Annotated in this window: 21 protein-coding genes and 3 pseudogenes; 7 read left to right on the plus strand and 17 right to left on the minus strand. The window is 72.6% G+C overall.

All coding sequences use genetic code 11. From position 1 onward, the window contains the following. Window positions 1-4 precede the first annotated feature (4 nt). The gene (locus JNW91_RS07720) at window positions 5-973 is read left to right on the plus strand and encodes a helix-turn-helix transcriptional regulator (RefSeq protein WP_203174212.1); all 969 of its coding nucleotides are present in this window, start codon (window positions 5-7) and stop codon (window positions 971-973) included. Here the strand turns inward: JNW91_RS07720 and JNW91_RS07725 are convergent. The 6 genes from JNW91_RS07725 to JNW91_RS07750 form a co-directional block, all read right to left on the minus strand. Next, a complete protein-coding gene (locus JNW91_RS07725) occupies window positions 964-1,878 on the minus strand; it encodes an SDR family oxidoreductase (RefSeq protein WP_203174213.1) in 915 nt (304 codons plus the stop codon). The genes JNW91_RS07720 and JNW91_RS07725 overlap by 10 nt on opposite strands. Window positions 1,879-1,924: 46 nt before the next feature. Continuing rightward, the gene (locus JNW91_RS07730) at window positions 1,925-2,662 is read right to left on the minus strand and encodes an alanyl-tRNA editing protein (RefSeq protein ID WP_203174214.1); all 738 of its coding nucleotides are present in this window, start codon (window positions 2,660-2,662) and stop codon (window positions 1,925-1,927) included. An 11-nt stretch (window positions 2,663-2,673) separates the two neighbouring features. Next, window positions 2,674-3,561, minus strand: a complete 888-nt coding sequence (locus JNW91_RS07735; RefSeq protein WP_203174215.1) for an alpha/beta fold hydrolase — start codon at window positions 3,559-3,561, stop codon at window positions 2,674-2,676. After that, window positions 3,558-3,872: a DUF2516 family protein gene (locus JNW91_RS07740; RefSeq protein WP_030327754.1), complete on the minus strand. Its 315-nt coding sequence runs from the start codon at window positions 3,870-3,872 to the stop codon at window positions 3,558-3,560. Before JNW91_RS07740 ends, JNW91_RS07735 begins: the two co-directional genes overlap by 4 nt. A gap of 71 nt (window positions 3,873-3,943) precedes the next feature. After that, window positions 3,944-4,657, minus strand: coding sequence for a hypothetical protein (locus tag JNW91_RS07745; RefSeq protein ID WP_203174216.1), 714 nt, complete (start codon window positions 4,655-4,657; stop codon window positions 3,944-3,946). Continuing rightward, window positions 4,654-5,283: a helix-turn-helix domain-containing protein gene (locus tag JNW91_RS07750; RefSeq protein ID WP_203174217.1), complete on the minus strand. Its 630-nt coding sequence runs from the start codon at window positions 5,281-5,283 to the stop codon at window positions 4,654-4,656. The genes JNW91_RS07745 and JNW91_RS07750 overlap by 4 nt, the downstream gene beginning before the upstream one ends. Window positions 5,284-5,397: 114 nt before the next feature. On the opposite strand from JNW91_RS07750, the gene JNW91_RS07755 reads away from it, so the two are divergent. Next, the gene (locus JNW91_RS07755; RefSeq protein ID WP_203174218.1) at window positions 5,398-6,195 is read left to right on the plus strand and encodes an alpha/beta fold hydrolase; all 798 of its coding nucleotides are present in this window, start codon (window positions 5,398-5,400) and stop codon (window positions 6,193-6,195) included. 211 nt (window positions 6,196-6,406) lie between these two features. Here the strand turns inward: JNW91_RS07755 and JNW91_RS07760 are convergent. The 4 genes and pseudogenes from JNW91_RS07760 to JNW91_RS07775 all read right to left on the minus strand — a co-directional run bounded on the left by JNW91_RS07760 (window position 6,407) and on the right by JNW91_RS07775 (window position 9,825). Continuing rightward, window positions 6,407-7,365 (minus strand): annotated as a pseudogene (locus tag JNW91_RS07760) (asparaginase). 94 nt (window positions 7,366-7,459) lie between these two features. Continuing rightward, window positions 7,460-8,287, minus strand: coding sequence for a BKACE family enzyme (locus JNW91_RS07765; protein ID WP_203174219.1), 828 nt, complete (start codon window positions 8,285-8,287; stop codon window positions 7,460-7,462). Window positions 8,288-8,310: 23 nt separating this feature from the next. Next, window positions 8,311-9,424, minus strand: a pseudogene (ygfZ, locus tag JNW91_RS07770) (CAF17-like 4Fe-4S cluster assembly/insertion protein YgfZ). Further along, window positions 9,421-9,825 carry a Fur family transcriptional regulator gene (locus JNW91_RS07775; protein ID WP_203174239.1) on the minus strand — a complete coding sequence of 135 codons (405 nt, stop codon included), beginning with the start codon at window positions 9,823-9,825 and terminating at the stop codon, window positions 9,421-9,423. Before JNW91_RS07775 ends, ygfZ begins: the two are co-directional and overlap by 4 nt. Window positions 9,826-9,917: 92 nt before the next feature. Between JNW91_RS07775 and JNW91_RS07780 the strand changes: the two genes are divergently transcribed. Continuing rightward, complete coding sequence (locus tag JNW91_RS07780) at window positions 9,918-10,799, plus strand: aminotransferase class IV (protein ID WP_203174220.1); 882 nt, start codon at window positions 9,918-9,920, stop codon at window positions 10,797-10,799. Between the two features lie 3 nt (window positions 10,800-10,802). On the opposite strand, the gene JNW91_RS07785 is transcribed toward JNW91_RS07780, so the two are convergent. Further along, window positions 10,803-11,393, minus strand: coding sequence for an FABP family protein (locus JNW91_RS07785; protein ID WP_203174221.1), 591 nt, complete (start codon window positions 11,391-11,393; stop codon window positions 10,803-10,805). Between the two features lie 5 nt (window positions 11,394-11,398). Then, on the minus strand, window positions 11,399-11,503 hold the full coding sequence (mtfM, locus tag JNW91_RS33325; RefSeq protein WP_030327764.1) for a small membrane protein MtfM: 105 nt from the start codon (window positions 11,501-11,503) through the stop codon (window positions 11,399-11,401). A gap of 12 nt (window positions 11,504-11,515) precedes the next feature. Here mtfM and JNW91_RS07790 point away from each other — a divergent pair, with 12 nt between their 5' ends. The 3 genes from JNW91_RS07790 (at window position 11,516) to JNW91_RS07800 (ending at window position 14,401) form a co-directional block, all read left to right on the plus strand. Further along, window positions 11,516-11,890 carry a DsrE family protein gene (locus JNW91_RS07790; protein ID WP_203174222.1) on the plus strand — a complete coding sequence of 125 codons (375 nt, stop codon included), beginning with the start codon at window positions 11,516-11,518 and terminating at the stop codon, window positions 11,888-11,890. 82 nt (window positions 11,891-11,972) lie between these two features. Beyond that, window positions 11,973-12,353: an SCP2 sterol-binding domain-containing protein gene (locus tag JNW91_RS07795; protein WP_203174223.1), complete on the plus strand. Its 381-nt coding sequence runs from the start codon at window positions 11,973-11,975 to the stop codon at window positions 12,351-12,353. Continuing rightward, on the plus strand, window positions 12,350-14,401 hold the full coding sequence (locus tag JNW91_RS07800) for an amylo-alpha-1,6-glucosidase (RefSeq protein ID WP_203174224.1): 2,052 nt from the start codon (window positions 12,350-12,352) through the stop codon (window positions 14,399-14,401). Before JNW91_RS07795 ends, JNW91_RS07800 begins: the two co-directional genes overlap by 4 nt. Window positions 14,402-14,419: 18 nt before the next feature. Here the strand turns inward: JNW91_RS07800 and JNW91_RS07805 are convergent, their stop codons facing one another. Beyond that, a complete protein-coding gene (locus tag JNW91_RS07805; RefSeq protein ID WP_203174225.1) occupies window positions 14,420-15,277 on the minus strand; it encodes a hypothetical protein in 858 nt (285 codons plus the stop codon). A 342-nt stretch (window positions 15,278-15,619) separates the two neighbouring features. Between JNW91_RS07805 and JNW91_RS07815 the strand changes: the two genes are divergently transcribed. Further along, window positions 15,620-20,011 (plus strand): S8 family serine peptidase, encoded by a 4,392-nt coding sequence (locus JNW91_RS07815; protein WP_407664275.1) that lies wholly within the window; start codon window positions 15,620-15,622, stop codon window positions 20,009-20,011. Between the two features lie 66 nt (window positions 20,012-20,077). On the opposite strand, the pseudogene JNW91_RS07820 reads toward JNW91_RS07815, so the two are convergent. The 4 genes and pseudogenes from JNW91_RS07820 to JNW91_RS07830 all read right to left on the minus strand — a co-directional run bounded on the left by JNW91_RS07820 (window position 20,078) and on the right by JNW91_RS07830 (window position 22,433). Next, window positions 20,078-20,397: pseudogene (locus tag JNW91_RS07820) on the minus strand (DUF1416 domain-containing protein). A gap of 6 nt (window positions 20,398-20,403) precedes the next feature. Beyond that, a complete protein-coding gene (locus tag JNW91_RS07825) occupies window positions 20,404-21,252 on the minus strand; it encodes a sulfurtransferase (RefSeq protein ID WP_203174227.1) in 849 nt (282 codons plus the stop codon). A 207-nt stretch (window positions 21,253-21,459) separates the two neighbouring features. Further along, window positions 21,460-21,537, minus strand: coding sequence for an Ms5788A family Cys-rich leader peptide (locus tag JNW91_RS33875; protein WP_310503780.1), 78 nt, complete (start codon window positions 21,535-21,537; stop codon window positions 21,460-21,462). Between the two features lie 107 nt (window positions 21,538-21,644). Further along, entirely contained in the window at window positions 21,645-22,433 is a 789-nt protein-coding gene (locus JNW91_RS07830) for an LmeA family phospholipid-binding protein (RefSeq protein WP_203174228.1), read from the minus strand. Between the last annotated feature and the right edge of the window lie 15 nt (window positions 22,434-22,448).

The raw sequence follows: 22,448 nt of genomic DNA on the forward strand, positions 1-22,448 counted from the left end.
GCGGGTGCGCGTCTCCCGACTGATCTCGTTGCTGTTGCTGTTGCAGGCGCGCGGGTCGATGACGGCGGGCGAGCTGGCGAGGGAACTGGAGGTTTCCGAGCGGACCGTCTACCGGGACGTGTTGGCCCTCTCCGCCGCCGGGGTGCCGGTGTACGCCGACCGGGGTCGGGCCGGCGGGTACCGGTTGCTGGGCGGTTACCGGACCCGACTGACAGGGCTGACCCGGGACGAAGCCGAGGCGCTCTTCCTCGCCGGCCTGCCCGGGCCGGCCGGCGACATGGGGCTCGCCGACGCGGTGGCGGCAGCCGAGTTGAAGGTGCTTGCCGCGCTGCCACCGGCCCTGCGCGACGCACCGGCACGCGCCGGGCAGCGGTTCCACCTGGACGTGCCGGGCTGGTTCCGGGAGACCGAGCCACCACTCTGGCTTTCCGAGTTGGCCCGGGCGGTCTGGGGAGATCGGGTGGTGGAGCTGCGCTACCGACGCGGCGACCGTGAGGTGACCCGGCAGGTCCAGCCGTACGGCCTGGTGCTCAAGAGCGGGACCTGGTATCTGGTCGGCCGCATCGGCGACGACACCCGCACCTACCGGGTGGACCGGGTCACCGGGGTCGAGGTGGGCGAGGAGAGCTTCGACCGCGACGAGGGCTTCGACCTGGCCGGGCACTGGCGCGAGCAGGCCGGGTCGTTCCTGCGGACCATGCTGAGGGCCGAGGTCACCGTCCGGCTCAGCCCCGCCGGCCTGCGCCAGCTCCGACACCTGGTCGACGCCCCCTTCGTGTACGACGAGGTGGCCGCCGCCGCCGGTCCGCCCGACGGGCAGGGCTGGGTGGTGGCCCGGCTGCCCGTCGAGTCCGTCCAGGTGGCCTATCACCAACTGCTGGGGCTCGGCCCCGAGGTGGAGGTCGTCGACCCACCCGAGCTACGGCAGTTGCTCGCGGAGGCCGCCGACCGTCTCGGTGCGCTCTACCGGTAGCCGGTCACGTCCGCCGGTTTGCCCGCGTCGACCACCTCGGTGATGTAGCGGAAGCCCTCGGGTTGACTGCCGTCGAGGTCGGTGAACCCGTACACCTTGGACAGCGTGCCCGCGTCGACGGACTTGCCGTTCCAGCGGGCCTTCTCCTCGTCGGCGGCGAGCGCGGCCACCGCACGGCCGACGAAGGCCGGGGTTTCCGAGATGAGGAAGTTCGGGTCGGTGGCGGCGCCGTCGCGCCAGTTCTCCTCGGTCACTCCGAAGTGCTCCAGCATGGCCTCGGAGCGGATCCAGCCGGGGGTGAGCGCCACCGCCGTGCAGCCGTGCGGCTTCAGCTCATGCGCCTGGCTGAAGGCGAGCCGGTTGACCGAAACCTTGGCCAGGTCGTAGAAGACCGACAGCCGGTAGTTCTCGTCGTTGTACGCCTTGGTGCCGTCGCCCATCTCCACCACCAGGCCACCGGGCCTCCGGATCAGCAGCGGCAGGGCGAAGTGACTGGTGATGATGTGTGTGTCGACGGCCAGCCGCAGGGTGCGGAAACCCGCGTCCAGCGGCTGCTCCCAGACCGGCTTGTCCCAGGTGACCAGAGGGTCGCCGCCCCAGATGTCGTTCACCAGCACGTCGAGTTGGCCCTGCTCGGCGTCGATCCGGGCGACCAGGTCGCGGACCTGCTCGGGCACCAGGTGGTCGACCTGGACGGCGATGCCGGTGCCGCCGGCCGCGGTGACCAGCTCGGCGGTCTCCTCGATGGTCTCCGGCCGGTCCATCTCCGAGCGGCCGGCACGGCTGCTGCGACCGGTGGCGTACACGGTGGCGCCGGCGGCACCCAGCTGGACCGCGATCTGCCGCCCGGCACCCCGGGTGGCACCGGCGACGAGCGCGATCTTTCCTGCGAGCGGTTGTGTCATACCTGCGAGATTGTCAGCGATACCTGACAACCGCCGTCCGAATTTGTCAATCCACCAGTCTGACGCGAACCCGGCGGTTGGCCCGGCCCTTGCTCTCCACCTTGACCACCTGCACCTTGCCGATCTGCGCGGTGGACGCGACGTGGGTGCCCCCGTCGGCCTGCACGTCCAGCCCGACGATGTCGACGATCCGGACCTCCTGCTCGTCCGGCGGGATGAGGTTCGACTGGGTGCGGATGATGTCCGGTAGGGACAGCGCCTCGGCGCGCGGCAGCACCCGGACGGCGACCGACCGGTCGGCGGTCACCTCGGCGTTGACCAGCTCCTCGATCCGGCTCTTGAAGTCCGGCGGCACCTCGGGGAGGTTGAAGTCCATCCTGGCCTCGCCGGGTTCCATGTTTCCGCCGGTCACGAGCGCGCCGAAGTCGCGGAACACCACGCCGCAGAGCACGTGCAGGCCGGAGTGGGTGCGCATCAGCCGGCTACGACGCTCGTCCTCCACCGCGCCGACGACCTCGGTGCCGGCCGGCGGCAGCGGATCACCCTCGGCGGGAATCAGGTACGGATCGTCGCCCTTGCGGGTGCCGACGATCCGGGTCTGCACGCCCTGCCACAGCAGCACGCCGTGGTCGGGTGGCTGACCGCCGCCGCCCGGATAGAACGCCGAACGGTCCAACACGATGCCCTGCTCCGGGTCGGCGTGCAGGACCGTGCAGGTCCACTCGCGCAGAGTCGGGTCGGCGAGATCCAGCCGGTGCGTCCGGCCATGCTGTGTGACGCCCATGACAGGGCAGGCTACTCGTTGAGGAAGCCGGAGACGCGGTCCCGCAGGTCGGCGCGTTCCGACCAGAGCACGCCGGGCCGGTCGTACACGTGCAGGGTGGCCCGGGGCAGCGCGGCGGCGAGCCGCTCGGCGACCTCGACCGGGTGCAGGTCGTCGCCCGCGCAACCGATCACCAACGCCGGCGCGGTGACCGCCGACAGGGCGGTGACGTCACGCAGCGGCACCTGCTCCGGCAGGGTGGCCAGGCCGTCGGCGAGACCGTCACGGAGCAGCTGGTCGAGCCGCTGCCGCAGGTACGCCCAGCCGGCCGGGGTGTTACGCACCGCCGACGGCAGTTCCAGCGAGACGACGTCGGCCACCGCCGAGGCGTCCCCACTTTCCACCGCCTCCAGCAGGTCGGTGACGCGTTGCCAGGCCACCGGCGCGCGCGGCTCGTCGAGCACCGCGGGCAGGAAGAAGACCAGCTTCTCGAAGCGCTCCGGGCTCTCCGTCAGCAGGCGGCAGAGGGCACCAGCGCCGAGGCTCACCCCGAACGCGCGACTGGCGCCGCCGAGGTCCGCGACCGCGCGCAGATCCCGGGCCAGGTCGAGGTACGTCCACGGCCCGTCCGGGGCGTCGGAACGGCCGTGCCCGCGGAACTGGAAGAACACCTTGCGGCCGGTCACGCCACTGCCGAACGGGCGGGTGGTGGCGATGCCGTTGCCCAGCCCGTGCGCGAACACGGTGACCGGATCACCGGTGCCGGTGACCAGCCGCTCCAGTCGTACGCCGTGCGGGGTGGTGACCAGTTCGGTCTCCGGCTCCGGCAACGCGGGCCGGCCGGTACGCGGCCCACCCGGGCCGGGCCCCCAGGTGCGGGGCCCGCTGTCGGGTGGGGGCGGCCAGCGGAAACCTCTCACCAGAACCCTTTGCCGTCACTCAGGTCGCGCAGGCCGACCCGGACATCGAGCAGGTAGATGAGCGCGGCGGCGATACCGATCAGTCCGAAGAGGCTGATCGGACCGAAGCCCAGCAGGGTGAGCACGAGGCAGACCGCCAGGATGGCGATCCAGCCACCCTTGGGCAGCGTCCCGATGGCGGGAAAGGCGTCGGAGCGCTGTGTGACGGCGTGCACCAGCGCGACACCCTGGATGATCAGCGCGAAGACGAGCAGGATCAGCTCGATCACGTAGCGGACTTCGAAGGCGAAGATCGGCGCGGCGTTGGCCATGCCGGCAAGCTTATGTCGGCGACCCCGGCTACGTCCGACAAGGACGCCGCCGGGGTCGCCGACGCGGCGAACTACTCGCCCGCCGGGCCGGTCCGCTTCGTGGTGCGGGGCAGCTTCGCCGACGGGGTGGCGGCGGGCTTGGCGGCCTTCGGCGCCCGGGCGGCCTTCTTGACCGCGGCCGGCTTCGCCTCGGCGATCTCGGCCACCTCGAGCGGGGTCGGCACCTCGGTCGGGGTCGAGACCTCGGCCGGGGTGGCAGCCGGGGCGGTGGTCTCGGCCGGGGCGGTGGTCGACGTCACGGCCTGGGTCGCCTCGATGTCGGCGTTGACCGTCTCGGCGGCCTCCAGCACACCGGCGCCGACGACCCGCTCACCGCGGGCGACCAGGGCGCCGTACGCGGCAAACGCCCGCTCCTGTGCGGCCTGGGCGCTCGCGACCACCGCGGCGGCGTTGCGGGTCGCGGCGGAGCGCAGCTTGTCGAGGTCGGCGACCTCGCGCAGCTTGGCCAGATCGGCCGACTCACGGAGCTTGGCGAGGTCCAGTTCGGCCTGTGCCCGGCCGCGCAGGGTGCCGGCGGTCTCGTTGGCGGTACGCAGCGTCTCGGTGGCCTTCTGGCGCAGCTCGAAGCCGGTCAGCACGGCCCGGCCACCCAGGTCGGCGACGACCCGGGTGCCGAGGACGCCGACCACGGTCGGCAGCTTGCGCAGCTGCTCGAGGGCCAATTCCCCGGCGCCGGCGGCGGCGTAGATCGGGGCGGGGATGCGGTTGGTCTTCGGCTCGGTCATGACGTCTCCTCTTCGGCCGCCTCGGCGGCTTTCCGGACCGCCGGACCGGCGGCCTTCTTCTCGGGGGTGTTGGTGCTCGGGGCGGGAGCGGGGCCCGCCTCGGTGACGGTGACCGACTCGAGCACGGCCTCGGTCGGAGTCCCGCCCGCGGTGGTGGGACCGGTGGCGGCGAGGTTGGCCACGTCCGCCGGCTGGTCGGCGACGTCGGTCGGGGTGGTCGTCCCGACCGGGCCGCCGGTGGTACTCGCGCCGGGAGTCTCGGTGGCGGCTTCCGTCTCGGCCAGCCGGGCGTTCTCCCGCCGGAACGTCTCGTAGATCTGGCTGAGGGACTGCTTCTGGGCCATCGTCAGGTCGGTGTCCACCGCGATGGCCGCGAGCACACCGTGGCCCTCCTTGTCGTCGAGCAGCCCGGCCCGCAGGTACATCGCCGGGGTGGAGACCCGCAGCGCGCTGGCCAGCTGTTGGAGCACCTCGGCGCTGGGCTTGCGCAGGCCGCGTTCGATCTGGCTCAGGTACGGATTGCTGACCCCGGCCTGCTCGGCGAGCTGCCGCAGCGAGATCTTGGCGTTGCGCCGCAGATCGCGGATGAACCCGCCGACGTCGGGAAGGTCCTTCGGTGTGGCCATGACAGCGACGCTAGCCGGACGTGCTAGCTCCTGCAAGCAAAACGCTAACCAGAGTTAGCAAGGTCTCAGCATCGGGTTTGCGTGCCGGCTCGTCCGGTCCGTACCGTCCCTTCCGTGCACAAGATCACAGTCAATGGAGCAGTCATCGCGTACGACGAGGTCGGCACCGGTTCGCCCGTCGTGCTGCTGCACGCCGGCATCGCCGACCGTCGGATGTGGCGGGGACAGGTCCCGGCGCTCGCCGCCCGGCACCGCGTGATCGTCCCGGACCTGCGCGGGTACGGCGACTCCGAACTCCCCCCGGCCCCGTTCGCGCACCACGACGACGTGGCCGGCCTGCTGGACGCGCTCGACCTGCCCCGGGCAGCCCTGGTCGGCTGCTCCTTCGGTGGATCGGTGGCCATCGACACCGCCCTGGCCCACCCCGACCGGGTGAGCGCGCTCGCGCTGTTCGACACGGCGGTCTCCGGCAACGAGTGGTCCGAAGAGGCGAACGACCTCTGGGACGACCTGGTCGGCGAGGTCGACCCGGACGACTTCGTCGCCGGGGCGGCCGGCGAGGTGCGCTTCTGGGTGGTCGGTCCGGGCCGCGAGCCTGCCGACGTCGACCCCGAGCTGATCGCGTTCGCGCAGGAGATGGACCAGCGCGCGCTCGCCGCCGAGCTGGCGCTCGGCGCGGTCGAGGTCGGCGAACTGTCACCGCCGGCGATCGGCCGCCTCGGCGAGCTGCGGATGCCCGTCCTGGTCACCGCCGGCGCCGCGGACGTGCCGGACATCAGCCGGCTGGCCGACCGGATCGCCGCCGAGGCACCCAACGGGGTACGACTGCCCGACGTGCCGGACGCCGCGCACCTGCTGCCGCTGGAGCGCCCCGAACCGGTCAACGCCGCGCTGCTCGACTTTTTGGGCTGACAGCTGCGCCGCTGCCGCGTCGGGGCGCGACGCGCCAGAGGCGGCGAGGCGCGCACCCAGCCCGTCAGACGCACGGCCAGCGCCGCGACGAGGCCAGCGCCGCGACGAGCGATATACCTCGGAGTCATATTTATGACTCTGAGGTATATCGCCTGACAAGGAGTTGGCCTCCGCGTCGGGAGGTCGGACACCGTCCGGTGGACCGGTGGTGTCACCAGAGCGGACGGACCGCCCCGACCGGAACGCCGCCACCGAAGAGCGGCAGCTCCGCGTACTCGGTCAGCACCGGGGCGTCCACGCCGAGCCGGCGCAGCGCGGAGACCAGCACCGGCATCCGGGCCCGGTCGGCGCCGTCGTCGATCTTCACAGCGACGGCGCGACCCCCGGCAGCCCCACCGTGATCACGCCCTCGGCGCCGACCTTCGCCAGCAGGCCCGGGACGCCCCGCATCAGGCGGGTGTCGTCGGCCCGGGTACCGCCGACGATCTCCGGGTGGGCGCGCATCGCGTCGGCGACCGCGCGCGGCGCCGAGCCGGGTTCGGCGTCGACCAGCCGCAGGTACGCCCCGGCCAGGCCGGTCAGGGACACCGCGAGCACCGGGGCGCCGCAGCCGTCCACCCCCACCGCCGCCGCCTGCTCGCCGGTGAACTCCTCGATGGCGGCCCGCAACCCCTGCTGCAACGGGTGCTCCGGTCGCCAGTAGCCGTCCAGCGGCCAGCCGGCCGCCTCGCAGGTCAACAACATGCCGCTGTGCTTGCCGGAGCAGTTCATCTGCACCCGGGTCGGTCCGCCCCCGGCGCGCAGCACCGCTTCCCGGGCCGCCGCGCCCACCGGCAGGTCGGGCGGGCAGTGCAGGGCCGACGCGTCGAGCCCGGCCCGGTCCAGCAGCGCGCCCACCCGGGCCAGGTGGAAGTCCTCGCCCGCGTGGCTGGCCGACACCAGCGCCAGATCGGCCGGATCGGTCAGCGGCAGACCGGCGCGGAGCATCCCGATCGTCTGCAACGGCTTGCTGGCCGAGCGGGGAAAGACCGGAGCGGTCACGTCCCCGGCGGCGGCCACCGGCACACCGGCGGCGTCCAGCACCACCACCGAGCCGCGGTGCACACCCTCGACGAACCCGGACCGGACCACCTCGGCGAGCGGCGCGCCGCCCTCGTACGTCTTTCCCACGTGCTGGACGGTACCGACGCTTCCGGGGGGACCGACGGCGGGGTGACCAGGTCGCCCACCGCCCGGGTGACAGGGGCGCGGGACAGGTGCGGCCTTACACCCCGAGCAGCTCGCGGGCCTCGGTGGTGGTCAGCGGTGGACGCTGGGCGAGCTGGGCGAAGCCGACCGCGCGGGCGACCAACTGCATGTTGGACTCCACCGGGCGGCCCTTCGCGTACGTCACCGTGTCCTCCATGCCGACGCGCAGGTGCCCACCGGTCGACAACGAGGCCAGCATCACCGGAATGGTGCTGCGACCGATGCCGGTGGCCGAGAAGGTGGTGCCCTCCGGCAGGTCCCGCAGCATCCGGTGCGCCGCCACCAGCGTCTCGGTGGTGCCCGGCATGCCGCCCGGCACACCCATCACGAAGTCGACGTGCACGTGCCCGCCGGACGGCAGCCCGTACTTGCCGAGGAGTCGCTGCAACGCGGACAGGTGCCCGAGGTCGAAGATCTCGTACTCCGGAACGATCCCCCGGTCCTGCATGCGGCTGTGCAGGTCGACGATGAACTCCCAGCGGTTGAGGAAGACGTCGTCGCCGAAATTGACCGTGCCCATGGTGCAGGAGGCCATGTCCGGCCGGGCGTCCAGCACCGCGAGTCGGGACGCCTCCGGGTCGGTCACCGCGCCGCCCGAGGAGAGCTGCACGATCAGGTCGGTGCTCTCCCGCAGCGCCGCCACCGTCTCGGCCAGGCGTGCCGGGTCGAGGGTGGGCCGCGCCGCGTCGTCGCGGATGTGGACGTGGATCACGGCGGCACCGAGCGCCTCGCACTCCTTGGCGGTGAGCAGCAGCTCGTCGAGGGTCACCGGCAGTGCCGGGACCTCCGCCTTGGCCGACTCCGCGCCGGTCGGGGCCACCGTGATCAACGTCCCTGTCGTCATGCCGGCGATCCTAGACGGCCGGCTCAGGACGGGTCGATCGCCGCCGCCGTCTGACCGATCAGCAGCGTGGCGTCGTCCGGAACGTTTCGCTTCAGCACGGCGAGGGCGACCTGGCCCAGCTCGTGGTGCAGGACGGCGGTGCCGACGAAGCCCACCGTCCGGCCGTCGAGGGTCACCGGCGTACCGGCGGTCGGCGGCTGGTCGGTGGTCACCCCGTCCAGGTGCAGCAGCACCAGACGACGCGGCGGGCGGCCCATGTTGTGCACCCGGGCCACCGTCTCCTGACCCCGGTAGCAGCCCTTGTCCAGGTGCACCGCCGGGCCGATCAGGTCCACCTCGGCCGGGATGGTCCGGTGGTCGGTGTCCACCCCGAGCCGGGGCCGTCGGGCGGCAACCCGGATCGCCTCGTACGCCCACAGGCCCGCCACCGGCACGCCCGCGCCGCGCAACTCCGCCACCACCTGATCCATCGCCGAGCGGGGCACCAGCAGGTCCACCCCGAGCGGCCCGCGTCGCGCCCAGCCGCCCACGGGCAGCGGTCGTACGTCGTACCGAACGCTCGCCCGCGGTGGCACGGCGCCGGCGGCGAACTTCGGACCGGGCACCGCGACCAGGTCCGGTTCGGCCAGGCCGGTCACGCCGAGCGTGCCCAGCGCCTCCGGCGCGGCCGGCCCGACCAGCGACAGCAGCGCCCGCTCGGCGGTGGCGTCGCGCGGGTCGACCTTGCTGAAGAAGCGCATCTTCTCCAGGTACGCGAGCAGACCCTCGGTCGCACCGGGCTCGGTGTCCAGCCAGGTGGTCTCGCCGTCCTCGGCCACCAGGGCGTGCTGCTCGACGTGCCCGTGCGGGGAGAGCACCAGCAGCTCGGTGCCCTCATTGGCGGCCAGCGTCGTCAGGTGCTGCGAGGTGATGGTGTGCAGCCAACCGGCGCGCTCCTCCCCCGGCACCGCGATGACGCCCCGGTGCGAGCGGTCGACGAGGCCGACCTCGGTGTCCAGGATGCGCTGCTCGCGCAGTGGGTCGCCGTAGTGCGCGGCGACCCCCCCGCACCCCCGCCGCGACGTGCGCCGGATCCGGCTGGTCGCGGCTGGCCTCGTCGATGCTTTCGACGGCCACCGCACCCGCGATGTCGATCATTTGTGGTCCCCGTTCTCGCAGCGTGCGCAGACGCCGAAGAGTGACACGTGCCCGATGTCCACCTGGAAACCCCGCTGCGCGGCCAGCTGGTCGCTGAGGGGGCGGAACAGCTCCGGATCGACCTCGTCGATCGCGCCGCACTCCCGGCAGACCAGGTGGACGTGTTGGTGCTCACCGGCCGCGTGGTAGGTCGGCGAGCCGTGTGAGAGGTGCGTGTGGGTCACCAGGCCGAGCCGTTCCAGCAGCTCCAGCGTGCGGTAGATGGTGGTGATGTTGACGCCGGCGGCGACCTCCCGGACCGCGGTGTGCACCTGCTCCGGTGTGGCGTGGCCGAGATCGAGCACCGCTTGGAGGACGAGCTGCCGCTGGGCTGTCAGCCGCAGCCCACGGGCCCGGAGCATTTCCGCGAGGGAGGATTCGGACACCGTCCGATCATAGTTCGGCGATCGTGCCCTCTCCTGGCCGCGACCAACCGCCGTTAGGCTCGACCGTCATGGTGACGTCGTCCGTCGGCCCGGTCCCGGCCTCGCCGAGCGCGCGGATCGCCGTGCTCGGGCGGGGCCTGATCCCGGCCGACGAGCCCGTGCTCCGCGGCGACGACCGGGGCGTCCTGCACGGCGACGGGCTCTTCGAGTCCATGCACCTGCGCCGGGGCCGACCATGGCTGCGCGACGAGCACCTGGCCCGGCTGGCCACGGCGGCTGCCGCCGTCGACCTGGACCTGCCCCCCACCGACACGCTGGTCGACCTGCTCGACGCGGTGTGCGTGGGCTGGCCCGCGCAGGTCGAAGGTGCGCTGCGGCTGGTCTGCACCCGGGGCCCGGAGGCCGCCGGCCGGCCGACCGTCTACGCCACGCTGACCGAGGTGCCGGCGTCGTCGCGGGCGGCCCGACGGAACGGGATCAGCGTCGCCACCCTGCCGCTGGGGGTGCCCGCCGACGCGCGTACCGGGCTGGACTGGTTGCCGGCTGGCATCAAGTCCACCTCGTACGCGGTCAGCACCGCCGCCCGCCGCTGGGCACACCGGGCCGGGGTGGACGACGTGCTCTGGGTCTCCTCCGACGGGTACGCCCTGGAAGGGCCCACGGCCAACGTGGTGTGGCTCACCGGGAACACGCTCTGCACGGTGCCGGCCGCCACCACCGGCATCCTGCCCGGCACGACCGTGGCCTGGCTGCTCGCCCACGCCGACCAGCTGGGTCTGAGCGGCGCCGAACGGATGGTCACGCCGTCGGAGTTGCACGCCGCCGACGGGGTCTGGTTCAGCTCGTCGGTGCGCGGGCTCACCGAGGTCCGGATGCTGGACGGGGTGCGTCGGGACCACTGCCCGCACACCCCCGCCCTGCAAGCGTTGCTGGATTTTCCCGTCGTCTGAACGTCAGCCGCCGACCCGGACCAGCCGGGCGGACAGGTGCGGACTCAACCCGTGCCCCATCGCCGCCATCTCCTGGGCGTAGAGCAGCGCACCCTCGACGATGCCGAAGAGCCGGTGCCCGGCGGTGACCTCCTTGGCGGTCGCCGTCCGGACCACCGCGTCGGTGGCGAACTCGACCTGGGTGCCGGTGCGCTTGCCGATATGCAGTTCCATCACGCCGGTCGGCGTGGTCAGCAGTGCCTCCAGTTCGTCGGTGGCCCGGCCGTCCACCACGACCGGCCGCCACCAGCCGACCTCACGCCCGGCCGGGCGAACCGGCCTGCTCTGCTCGTCGAGGATCCAGGCACGGGACTCGTAGTGCAGGAACGGCCGGCCGTCGTGGCTGATCCGGATCTCCTGCGCGTAGTCGAAGTCCTCGACGCTGGGGAAACCACCCTTGCCCCGGCCGCGCCACAACCCGATGTAGGGCAGCAGACCGTCCAGCGTCGGGTGCAGCTTCGGCCCGACCCGCAGGTCGTGGCTCTCCTCAAACGGGTACGGGTCGACCGGCGGCGCGTTCAGCCACGGAGGCTGCAGCGGGTTCTCGTCGCTCACCAGTGTCACCAACGTCCTCTCGAAATGCGTACGGCGAGGTAGACCAGGCCACCGGCGAGCCCGCCCAGGCCGGCGACCAGCAGGCTGACGAACCCGATCTCGGTAACCATCCCGACCATCCTATGCTGGGCCACATGGCCCGCACTCTCGTCGTCAAGGCCACCGCCGGGGCGGACGCCCCGGAGCGGTGCGCGCAAGCGTTCACGGTCGCCGCGACGGCGGTCGCCGCCGGTGCCGACGTGTCGCTGTGGCTCACCGGGGAATCGACCTGGTTCGCGCTGCCCGGCCGCGCGCAGGAGTTCGAGTTGCCGCACTCCGCGCCGCTGGCCGAGCTGCTGCACGTCATCCTGTCCAGCGGTCGGGTGACCGCCTGCACCCAGTGCGCGGCCCGCCGGGACATCGGCCCGGACGACGTCCTGCCAGGTGTACGGATCGCGGGCGCCGCGGCCTTCGTCGAGGAGGCGTTGGCCGAGGGCGCGCAGGCGCTCGTCTACTGACCTCCGGAGCGACACGGTCAGACGGGACGGGCGGAGTGCGGATACCGACCCGACAACTCGGACAGCTGCCTACGATTCGGATGTGACCGAGGCGACGGAGAGGTTCTTCGAATCACTGCCGGCTCGTGCCCCCACCGTCCTGCGCGGCCTGGTCGACGGAACCCTCCAGATCGACCTGAGCACCGACAACCAGACCGAGCACTGGCTGGTCCGGATGCGACCGGGGGCCATCGAGGTCAGCCGAAGCCGGGGCCCGGCCGACGCCATCTGGTACAGCAGCGCCGAGTTGTTCGACCGACTGATCGCCGGGGAGGCTCAGGGGGTCGCGGCGGTGCTGCGCAACGAGAGCACGTTCAGCGGGAACGTGGTGCTCTTCCTGGGCTTCCGACGGTTCTTTCCGAACCCCCCGGGCACCCGCGACCCCCGCGAGGTGGCTCGTAAGGCAGCCGGGCGGCTGGGGTGAAGGAACTCGTCAGCATCCTGGACGGCAACACCTTCATGGTCAGCGACCGAGAGGGAGACATCGAGCCGTCCTTCGACTTCCCCACCGGTTTGTTCTCCTTCGACACCCGCTTCCTGTCCAAGTGGGTGCTCACCCTCGACGGCGAGCGGCTGCACGCGCTCTCCGTCGACACCGGCGAGTCGTACCGGACCAGGTTCTTCCTGGCCCCCGGCCAACCCACGCACTACCTGGACGCCAAGGCTTCGGTGATCCGCAACCGGGCGATCGTGGGCAGCTTCGAGGAGGAGCTGACCGTGCTCAACCACTCCGGCGAGGAGGTGGAGTTCAGCGTCCGGATCGAGATGGCGGCCGACTTCGCCGACCTGTTCGAGATCAAGCACGCGCGGCAGAAGCGGGGCCGGACGACGGTCACGGTCACCGACAACGAGCTGCGGCTGGTCTACCGGCGAGAGGCGTTCCACCGGGAGACGGTGATCCGGTCCAGCGCCCCGGCGCAGGTCGACGCCGCCGGAATGACCTTCCGGATCCGGATCGGCCGCAACAGCGAGTGGACCACCCGGCTGCACGCGTCCACCATCGTGTACGGGGCGCGGGGCGAGGACATCCGGGCCACCCTGCCGTACGGCGGCAGCCGCAGCGCGGACGCCATCCGGGCGGAACAGCAGGAGCTGATCGACCGGGCGCCGAAACTCGGCTGCGACTGTGAGCCGCTGGCCGGGGCGTACCGGCGCAGCCTCAACGACCTGGCCGCACTGCGCTACGAGTCGATCGCCCTGGGGGTACGGCTGATTGCCGCCGGGCTGCCCTGGTTCATGACCCTGTTCGGCCGGGACAGCATCATCACCTCGTTGCAGGTGCTGCCGTTCCTGCCGGAGTTGATCCCCCCGACCATCCAGATGCTCGCCGGGCTCCAGGGGCACCGGGTGGACGATTTCCGGGACGAGGAGCCCGGCAAGATCCTGCACGAGCTGCGGTACGGGGAGACCGCCGGCTTCGAGGAACAGCCCCACTCGCCGTACTACGGCTCGGCCGACTCGACCCCGCTGTTCGTCATCCTGATCGACGAGTACGAACGGTGGACCGGCGACGTCGCGTTGATCAAACGGCTGGAGCCGCACGTCCGGGCAGCGCTGGAGTGGATCGACACGTACGGTGACCTGCTCGGCACCGGCTACCTCTGGTACCGGACCCGCAACCCGGAGACCGGCCTGCAGAACCAGTGCTGGAAGGACTCCTGGGACGCCATCTCGTACGCCGACGGCCGGATGCCCGGCTTCCCCCGGGCCACCTGCGAGTTACAGGGCTACGCGTACGACGCGAAGATCCGGGCCGCCCGGCTGGCCCGGACGTTCTGGGACGACCCCGAGTACGCCGACCGGCTGGAACGGGAGGCCGCCGAGCTGAAGCGGCGATTCAACCACGACTTCTGGATCACCGACCGTGAGTACTACGCGCTCGCCCTGGACGCCGACGGCCGCCAGGTGGACGCGTTGACGTCGAACATCGGGCACCTGCTGTGGAGCGGCATCGTGGACGAGTCCCGGGCCGGCAAGGTGGTCGAGCACCTGCTCGGGCCGCGGCTGTTCTCCGGGTGGGGGGTGCGGACCCTCGCCGAGGACGCGGGACGGTACAACCCGATCGGCTACCACGTGGGCACCGTGTGGCCGTTCGACAACTCGATCATTGCCTGGGGACTGTGGCGGTACGGCTTCCGGGACGAGGCCGGGCTGATCTGCGACACGATGCTTGCCGCGTCCCGCTACTTCGACGGGCGGCTGCCGGAGGCGTTCGCCGGGTACGCCCGCAGCCTCACCGACTACCCGGTGGAGTATCCGACGGCGTGCAGCCCGCAGGCCTGGTCGACCGGCACCCCGCTGCTGCTGCTGCGGGTGATGCTGGGCCTGGAGCCGCAGGGCGAGCACCTGATCATCGATCCGGCGGTGCCGCCGGGCATGGGTCGGGTCGAGCTGCTGGACATTCCGGGCCGCTGGGGCCGGGTCGACGCTCTGGGCCGCAGCCGCGGGCCGCAGGACGGGCAGGACACCTGACCGGGGCGGGCGCCCCGCTCAGCTCGGGCAGCCGACGGTGGCGGTCAGCCGGGAGGCGTCCGGGGTGAGGTCCGCCAGCACGGTGACCGTCCCGGCGCGGTACGCGTACACCGGGGGGTTGTCCAGCAGCGGGGTGCCGCCGGCCAGCGGGGCGAGCGCGTCCGCCGAGGTGGTCGGGCCGGCGGCGGAGCGTGCGGTACGGGCCAGCGCGCCACCTGGGCAGGGCGCGGTGACCAGCTCCGGTCCGGCGTCGACCGGCTGGTCGAGCGCCCGCAGGGCGGCGGTCAGGGCGGCGGTCTCCCCGCCGTCGCCGGTGGCCGGCGGCGCGGTGTAACCGGAGCCGACCGGCCGGCAGCCGGTGTCGACGGTCACCCGGATCCGGCCGTCCCCGGTCGACCGACCCTCGACGGCGACGAACTCCCCGGCGTCGGCGCGCAGCTCCGGGCCGTCCAGTCCGGGACCGACCCCGGCCCGCCAGCTCGCCGGCAGTCGCTCGGCGAGCCCGGTCAGCACGGAGCGTTCCGTGCCGTCGGGCGCGAGGACGCCGACCTCGCGGCGCAGCCTGGCGCCGTCGGCGAACGGGGTGACCCGGCAGCCCGCAGCGATGCGCGGCGGGCCGAGCTCCAGCAGCGCGGAAGGCCCGGCCGCCCGGGCCAACTCGCCGACCGCCCGGTCGACCACCGGGCCGGCCTGGTCCAGGGTGCGCTGCTCCCGGACGGTGGGTGGATCGTCGCGGACCGACGTCCAGGTGAGCGCGCCCAGCAGCACGGCCCAGAGGACGGTCGCGACCAGCAGCCAGCGCCGCCGACGCCGGGCGGGTGCCGGCGCGGCGGGGCCGGTCGACGGGATCCTTCCCGTCTGGACAGCACCGCTCACCCCGTCATGGTGTCACGGACGGTCCGCCCGCCCGGCGGCGGAGGTGGCGGTCGGTAGCCGCCCGGCGGACCCACGGTCAGGTGGGTCGGTGCGCCGGGTCGAGCCGGTAGCCGACGCCCCGCACGGTGTGCACCCGCGGCCCACCCGGCAGGCTCCGCAGCTTGTGCCGCAGCGATAGTGACGTATACCGATGGAGTTCGCGGCCCGCCCCCGGCCAGGATCGCGCCTCGTCACCGACCAGGTACTGACCGACGTTATTCATTGAGCACCGGGTGGACACGCCAGAGCAGGACTGACAGCAGACGTGTGAGCGGTGCGCGGGTGCCGAACCGATCGGGACCCATGAAGTGGGGAGGAAGAGTGTTCCGAGCATCAGCCACAAGGTCCGCCCTCTGGCGGGCGGCTCTGGCGGGCGCCGCGGTCGGGTTGGGCGTCACCGCCCAACCCGTGGTCGCCGCCCGACCCCAACCCGCGCCGGCCCGGGCCAGCGTGGACCAACGTCTGCTCAGTCGACTCGGTGCGACGGGCAGCGGAACCTTCCTGGTCTACCTGCGGGACACCGCGCCGGTGGCGCGGACCGCCAGGCTGCGGGACCCGAACGACCGGGCCCGGGAGGTGCACCGGCTGCTCACGACGACCGCCGAGCGCACCCAGAAGGGCCTGCGCTCGCTGCTGGCGGCCCGCAAGGCACCGCACACCGCCTACTGGATCGCCAACGCCGTGCGGGTGACCGGCGACCGGGCGCTGGCCGACGAGATCGCCAAGCGCCCCGAGGTCGACCGGATCGAACCCACCCGCAGCTACCCGCTGCTGCGGCCGAAACCGACCACCGGCGGCCGGGCCGGCACCAACGGCGCCGAGTGGGGGCTCACCAACATCAACGTTCCCCAGGTGTGGAACGAGTTCGGCGACCGCGGCGAGGGCGTGGTGGTCGCCAACATCGACAGCGGCGTCCAGTACGACCACCCGGCGCTGGTCGGGGCGTACCGGGGGAACCTCGGCGGCGGCACGTTCGACCACGACCACAACTGGTACGACCCGGCCGGCATCTGCCCGAGCGCCGCGCCCTGCGACAACAACGACCACGGCACGCACACGATGGGCACGATGGTCGGCGACGACGGCGCCGGCAACCAGATCGGCGTCGCCCCCCGCGCGAGGTGGATCGCCGCGAAGGGCTGCGAGGCCACCTCCTGCTCGGACGCCTCCCTGCTCGCCGCCGGCCAGTGGGTGCTGGCCCCGACCGACCTGAACGGGCAGAATCCCCGACCGGACCTACGCCCCGACGTGGTGAACAACTCCTGGGGAGGCGCCGGCGGCGACCCGTGGTTCCAGCAGACCATCGCCGCCTGGCGGGCGGCCGGCATGTTCCCGGTCTTCTCCTCCGGCAACGACGGCCCGGCCTGCGGCAGCGCCGGCTCCCCCGGCGACAACGCCAACGCGTACGCCGTCGGCTCGTACGACGTGCACAACACCATCTCCGGTTTCTCCGGCCGAGGCGACGCCACCGACCCGCAGTCCTACAAACCGAACGTCGCCGCCCCCGGCAGCGACGTGCGCTCCAGCGTCCCCGGCAACGGCTACGCCGCCTTCGACGGCACCTCGATGGCCGCGCCGCACGTCTCCGGCACGGTCGCGCTCGTCTGGTCCGCGGCACCCGGCCTGAAGGGTGACATCGCCGCCACCGAGGACCTGCTGGACCGGACCGCCCGCGACGTCGACGCCACCACCTGCGGGGGCACCGCCGCCGACAACAACGTCTTCGGCGAGGGCCGGGTGGACGCGTACGCGGCGGTCAGGGCCGCGCCGCGCGGCCCGGTCGGACGGGTCGTCGGAACGGTGACCGCAGCCGGCGACCCGATCGCGGGCGCGACCGTCGGTGACGGCACCCGCAGCGTCACCACCGGCGCGGACGGCCGGTACGCGCTCACCGTGCCGACCGGCGAGACCACCGTCAGCGTCAGCGCGTACGGATACGCCGGACAGTCGGCCACCGTCACCGTCGCCGAGGGCGGCACGGTCACCCGGGACTTCGCCCTGGTGGCGAGCCCGTCGGTCACCGTCAGCGGCCGGGTCACCGACGGTTCGGGACACGGCTGGCCGCTCTACGCCCGCGTCGAGGTCGACGGCCGACCCGGCGGGCCGGTTTTCACCGACCCGGCGACCGGGCGGTACTCGTTCACCGTCGCGGGCAACGCCGCGTACCGGCTCACCGTGGCCGCCCGTTACCCGGGCTACCGCACCCTCACCCTGGACGTGGTGGCCGGCGCCGGTCCGGTGACGGCGGACGTCGCGGTGCCGGTGGAGCCGGCCTGCACGGCCGCCGGCTACACCGGCAGTTTCGCCGCGCCCCTGCTGAGCGAGGGCTTCGACGGGGCCGGTACGCCTCCCGGCTGGACGGTGCGCAACCGCACCGAGGACGGCGGCTGGAGCTTCACCGACCTCGGCGAACGGGGCAACCTCACCGGCGGCAGCGGCACCTTCGCGATCGTCGACAGCGACCGGCTGGGCTCCGGCAAGACCCAGGACACCGACCTGGTCACCCCGACGGTCGACCTGAGCGCGGCACCGGCGCCGGTGCTGCGCTTCCGCAGCGACTGGCGGGCGGTCGGCGTCACCGACGCGGCCGACGTGGACGTATCCACCGACGGCGGCGGCAGCTGGACCACCGTCTGGCACCAGACCAGCAGCCGGCGTGGGCCACGGATGGAGGAGGTGCCGCTGGACCCCGCGGCCGGTGCCGCCACCGTCCAGGTCCGGTTCCGCTTCCAGGGCACGTTCGCCTGGTGGTGGGAGGTGGACGACGTGCAGTTGGCCAACCGCGACTGCGCGCCGACACCCGGAGGACTGCTGCTCGGCGTGACCACCGACCGCAACACCGGCACACCGCTCAACGGGGTCACCGTCGCCAGTGCCGACCGGCCGGAGGACCGGGGAGTGTCGGCGGCGACGCCGGAGGACCCGACCCTGCCGGACGGGTTCTACTGGCTCTTCTCCGGGCTGACCGGGGCACACCGGTTCGCCGCCAGCCGATCTCCGTACCGGACGGCGACGACGACGGCGACGGTCGCGCCGGACGACGCCCGCCGGAGGGACCTCGCGCTGCCCGCCGGCCGACTCACCGTCACGACGACCGACGTCGAGTCGTACCAGCCGTACGGCAGCACCCGGACCACGAAGGTGACGGTGCGCAACACCGGCACCGCCCCGGCCACCGTCGACCTGATGGAACGCAACGGGCGGTTCGACCTGCTGTCCCGCGGCGGTGCGCCACTGCGGGAGCAGAAGATGAAGGGAATCAGCAAGACGCGCACGGGCACCACCTACGGCGGGGCGGGCAGCGACGGTGAGCCACGGGCGGAGGACGCCTGGGCCGAGATCGCCGACCTGCCGGCGGCGGTCTTCGACAACGCGGCGACCAACCTGGACGGCAAGATCTATTCCGTGGGCGGTGGCGGAGGCTCCGGCTTGGAGCACAGGGCCTGGCGGTACGACCCCATCGTCGACGGGTGGTCCGCGCTTCCCGACCTGCCGACCGCCCGGTCCAAGCCGGTCGCGGCGGCGGTGGGCGGCAAGCTGTACGTGCTCGGTGGCTGGGGCTCCGATGACGTCACGGTCGCCTCGGTGGACGTGTTCGACCCGGGCGCGGGCACCTGGACCACGGTGGCCGGTGCGAGCAACCCGTTCCCGGCCGCGGCCGCCGGGCAGGCGGTGGCCGGAGGGAAGGTCTACCTGGTCGGCGGGTGCCTCGACAGCGACTGCACCGACTCGGACCGACTGGTCGTGTTCGATCCGGCGACCGGCACCTTCCGCACCGGCGCGGCCTACCCGCACCCGGTCTCCTGGCTCTCCTGCGGCGGGATCGGCAGCGCCGTGTACTGCGCCGGCGGCACCGGCAGCACCGAGCACACCGACGCCTACCGGTACGACCCGGCGGCGGACGCCTGGAGCCCGCTGCCGAACCTGCCGGTGGACCTGTGGGGCTCCCAGTACGCGGCGGCCGGCGGCCTGCTGGTGCTGGCCGGCGGGGTCACCGCGGCGTCGACCACGGTGACCAATCGGACCATGGCGTACGACCCGGTGGCCGGGAGTTGGCGGGACCTGCCCAACGTCCAGTTCGGCCGGTACCGGGGCGCCGGCGCCTGCGGCGCGTACAAGATCGGCGGTTCGCCCTCGCCGTTCGTGGGGTCGGCGGACAGCGAGCGGTTGGTCGGCCTGGGCCTGTGCGCCGGTGAGGCGGACCTGCCCTGGCTGTCCACCGCGCCGAACAATTTCACCCTGGCGCCGGGCAAATCCCGGGTGGTCACCGTCACGCTGAGCGCCACCGAGGCGGCCGGCGTCCTCCAACCGGGCACCTACTCCGGTGAGCTGGGCATCGCGTCGGACACGCCGTACCCGGTGCCCGCCGTCGCGGCGACGATGAACGTGTCGCCGCCGGCCAACTGGGGCCGGGTGCAGGGCACCGTCACCGGGGTGACCTGCGGCGGGGCGACCATCGGGGTCCCCGCGACGGTACGGGTGAACCTGGTGGGCACGACCACCGGACGCACCCTGACCGCGGACGCCCAGGGCAGATTCGTCTGGTGGCTGCCGAAGGGCCGCTACGACGTGATCGTGGCCAAGGACAGCTGGGTGCCACAGGTGCAGCACACCCGGATCAGGGCGGGCATCGTGAACACGGTCGACTTCACCCTCGACCCGGCCTCGTCCTGCGCGGGAGCCACCGGCAGCTGAACCGTCCGAAGACGACCGGGGCCGGTCACCCGCGAGGGTGAGGCCCCGGTCGGTCAGAGCAGTGGGTCAGGCGACGGTGACCGTGACCTCGTTGATGCCCCGGCCGGCGGTGACGGCGGTGTCGCCGTTGCCGTGCCGGGACAGTGCCCGCAGCGTCCAGGAACCCGGCGCGGCGAAGAACCGGAACTGGCCCGCGGCCGAGGTGACCACCTCGGCGGTGAACTCACCGGTCGAGTCGAGCAGCCGGACGTACGCGCCCGGCACGCCTCGTCCGCCGCCGAGCGGACGATGCCGGTGATCACGGTTTCCTTCTCCAGGTCCAGGCTGGCCGGCAGCGGGGCGGCCTGGTCGGGTGCGGCGCAACCCGCAGCGGTGGGGGCAGTCATGAGGTATCAGGCCTCCCCGGGCTCGTCGCCGAGCGCGACCGGCACGCCGACCAGCGACCCGTACTCGGTCCAGGAACCGTCGTAGTTCTTCACGTTGCGGTGGCCCAGCAACTCCTGGAGTACGAACCAGGTGTGCGAGGAGCGCTCACCGATCCGGCAGTACGCGATGGTCTCCTTGCCGTCGTCGAGCCCCGCGTCGCCGTAGATCTTGCGCAGCTCGTCGTCGGACCGGAAGGTGCCGTCCTCGTTCGCCGCCTTCGACCACGGGACGCTGATCGCGGTGGGGATGTGGCCGGCCCGCTGCGCCTGCTCCTGCGGCAGGTGGGCGGGGGCGAGCAGTCGACCGGCGAACTCGTCGGGGCTGCGCACGTCCACCAGGTTCTTGGTGCCGATGGCGGCGACGACCTCGTCGCGGAAGGCCCGGATGGACGTGTCGGGCTCCTGCGCGACGTACTGCGTCGCCGGGCGGGTCACCGTGTCGGTGACCAGCGGACGGGCGTCCAGCTCCCACTTCTTGCGACCACCGTCGAGCAGCTTGACGTCGCGGTGGCCGTAGAGCTTGAAGTACCAGTAGGCGTACGCGGCGAACCAGTTGTTGTTGCCGCCGTACAGGATGACGGTGTCGTCGTTGCTGATGCCCCGCTCGGAGAGCAGCGCCTCGAACTGCGTCTTGTTGACGAAGTCCCGGCGGACCTGGTCCTGGAGGTCGGTCTTCCAGTCGATCTTGATGGCGCCGGCGATGTGGCCGGTCTCGTAGGCCGAGGTGTCCTCGTCGACCTCGACGAAGACGACGCCCGGGGCGTCGAGGTTCTTCTCGGCCCACTCGGCCGAGACGAGTGCGGTGTCGCGACTCATCGAATCACTCCCTGGTGAGGATGGATGGTGAGCCAGCGCGTGAGTATCGATGGATGTAACTGTCGCACCACGCGCGGGACCCAGCGGAAGGACGGGATCACGGGTTCGTGCGACGGCGCCGCTGCCGGGCGTTCGATGGGATCACCGGAGGGTACGAAACCCTGCGTGCCGGTGGCCGCCGTCAGGCGGCCGAAGACAGCCCCGCCGTCAGATGACGGGGCGACACAGGCAGGTGGCCACGCGACACAGGTCGACCGCGCGCCGTTTGGTGAGGTGGGTCCCCATGGTCACGGAGCCTACCAGCCAGTGACCGGCCTGCCACCCAGCCGACCACCATCCGGGAATCGCCAGGGCCACCGGCCGGATTCGACGTCCCACCGGCGGCCGGACGCTCAGCTGACGGAGTTGATCGGCACGTTCTTCGCGTCGGCAGTGACCGCCAGCCCCTCGGGCAGCGGCCGGACCTCCCGCACCGCCAACTGGAACGGCAGGTCGGGCAACGGCACGTCGACGGAGATGCCCTTGGCGTAGTTGTTCAACACGGCACGGGCCAGCGGCAGGTTCGGCAGGCCCGCGGCGTCCAGGTTGTTGAAGCGCAGGGCCACCGCGCCGTTGTCGGCGACGGTGACGTCGGCGGTGCCGCTGACGGTGAACTTCTGGCCGAGGATGTCGACCGGGGCGTTGACGGCGAGCTTGCCGCCCTGCTCCCCGAGGGTGAGCCCGGGCCGGTCCAACAACGCGGCCAGGCTGTCGTAGCTGATCGTGCCGGTGCCGTTGACGGTGTCCGCGACGACGTCACCCTGCCCGGAACGAAGGGTGCCCAGGGAGGCCCGCACGTTCCGGGCGTCGACGTCCAGCACCGGCAGTCGTACGGCGTCGCCCTCGACCGAGGCCTGCACGTCCCGCAGTTTGATGGTGATCCGCTCGTAGCGGCCGTCGAGCACCTGGGTGAGGAACGGCGTCCCGCCGACCTGCACCTCGGGTGCGGCGGACTGCGCGCCCTGCTTGGCGACCTCCTGGCTGACCCGGTCCGCGATCGCCCGCTCGGCGACCCCGACCGCCACCCGGTCGGCCACCACCAGCAGTACCGCCACCACCAGTAGCAGAATGACCAGCCCGATGAGCAGCTTGCGACCGCGCCGCCGGGGCCGGACCTCGTCCGCCGGATAGTCCTGGGCCACGCCGCCTCCTGTCTC

Origin of the sequence: Micromonospora parastrephiae, from assembly GCF_016802865.1 — a bacterium.
Lineage (GTDB): Bacteria > Actinomycetota > Actinomycetes > Mycobacteriales > Micromonosporaceae > Micromonospora > Micromonospora parastrephiae.

What these genes read in the sequence shown, in the direction of transcription:
- JNW91_RS07725 (WP_203174213.1), bottom strand. Translation starts at nt 1,878, where the DNA reads ATGACACAACCGCTCGCAGGAAAGATCGCGCTCGTCGCCGGTGCCACC.
- JNW91_RS07730 (WP_203174214.1), bottom strand. Translation starts at nt 2,662, where the DNA reads ATGGGCGTCACACAGCATGGCCGGACGCACCGGCTGGATCTCGCCGAC.
- JNW91_RS07740 (WP_030327754.1), bottom strand. Translation starts at nt 3,872, where the DNA reads ATGGCCAACGCCGCGCCGATCTTCGCCTTCGAAGTCCGCTACGTGATC.
- JNW91_RS07745 (WP_203174216.1), bottom strand. Translation starts at nt 4,657, where the DNA reads ATGACCGAGCCGAAGACCAACCGCATCCCCGCCCCGATCTACGCCGCC.
- JNW91_RS07750 (WP_203174217.1), bottom strand. Translation starts at nt 5,283, where the DNA reads ATGGCCACACCGAAGGACCTTCCCGACGTCGGCGGGTTCATCCGCGAT.
- JNW91_RS07765 (WP_203174219.1), bottom strand. Translation starts at nt 8,287, where the DNA reads ATGACGACAGGGACGTTGATCACGGTGGCCCCGACCGGCGCGGAGTCG.
- JNW91_RS07775 (WP_203174239.1), bottom strand. Translation starts at nt 9,825, where the DNA reads ATGCTCCGGGCCCGTGGGCTGCGGCTGACAGCCCAGCGGCAGCTCGTC.
- JNW91_RS07780 (WP_203174220.1), top strand. Translation starts at nt 9,918, where the DNA reads ATGGTGACGTCGTCCGTCGGCCCGGTCCCGGCCTCGCCGAGCGCGCGG.
- mtfM (WP_030327764.1), bottom strand. Translation starts at nt 11,503, where the DNA reads ATGGTTACCGAGATCGGGTTCGTCAGCCTGCTGGTCGCCGGCCTGGGC.
- JNW91_RS07790 (WP_203174222.1), top strand. Translation starts at nt 11,516, where the DNA reads ATGCTGGGCCACATGGCCCGCACTCTCGTCGTCAAGGCCACCGCCGGG.
- JNW91_RS07815 (WP_407664275.1), top strand. Translation starts at nt 15,620, where the DNA reads ATGAAGTGGGGAGGAAGAGTGTTCCGAGCATCAGCCACAAGGTCCGCC.
- JNW91_RS07825 (WP_203174227.1), bottom strand. Translation starts at nt 21,252, where the DNA reads ATGAGTCGCGACACCGCACTCGTCTCGGCCGAGTGGGCCGAGAAGAAC.
- JNW91_RS33875 (WP_310503780.1), bottom strand. Translation starts at nt 21,537, where the DNA reads ATGGGGACCCACCTCACCAAACGGCGCGCGGTCGACCTGTGTCGCGTG.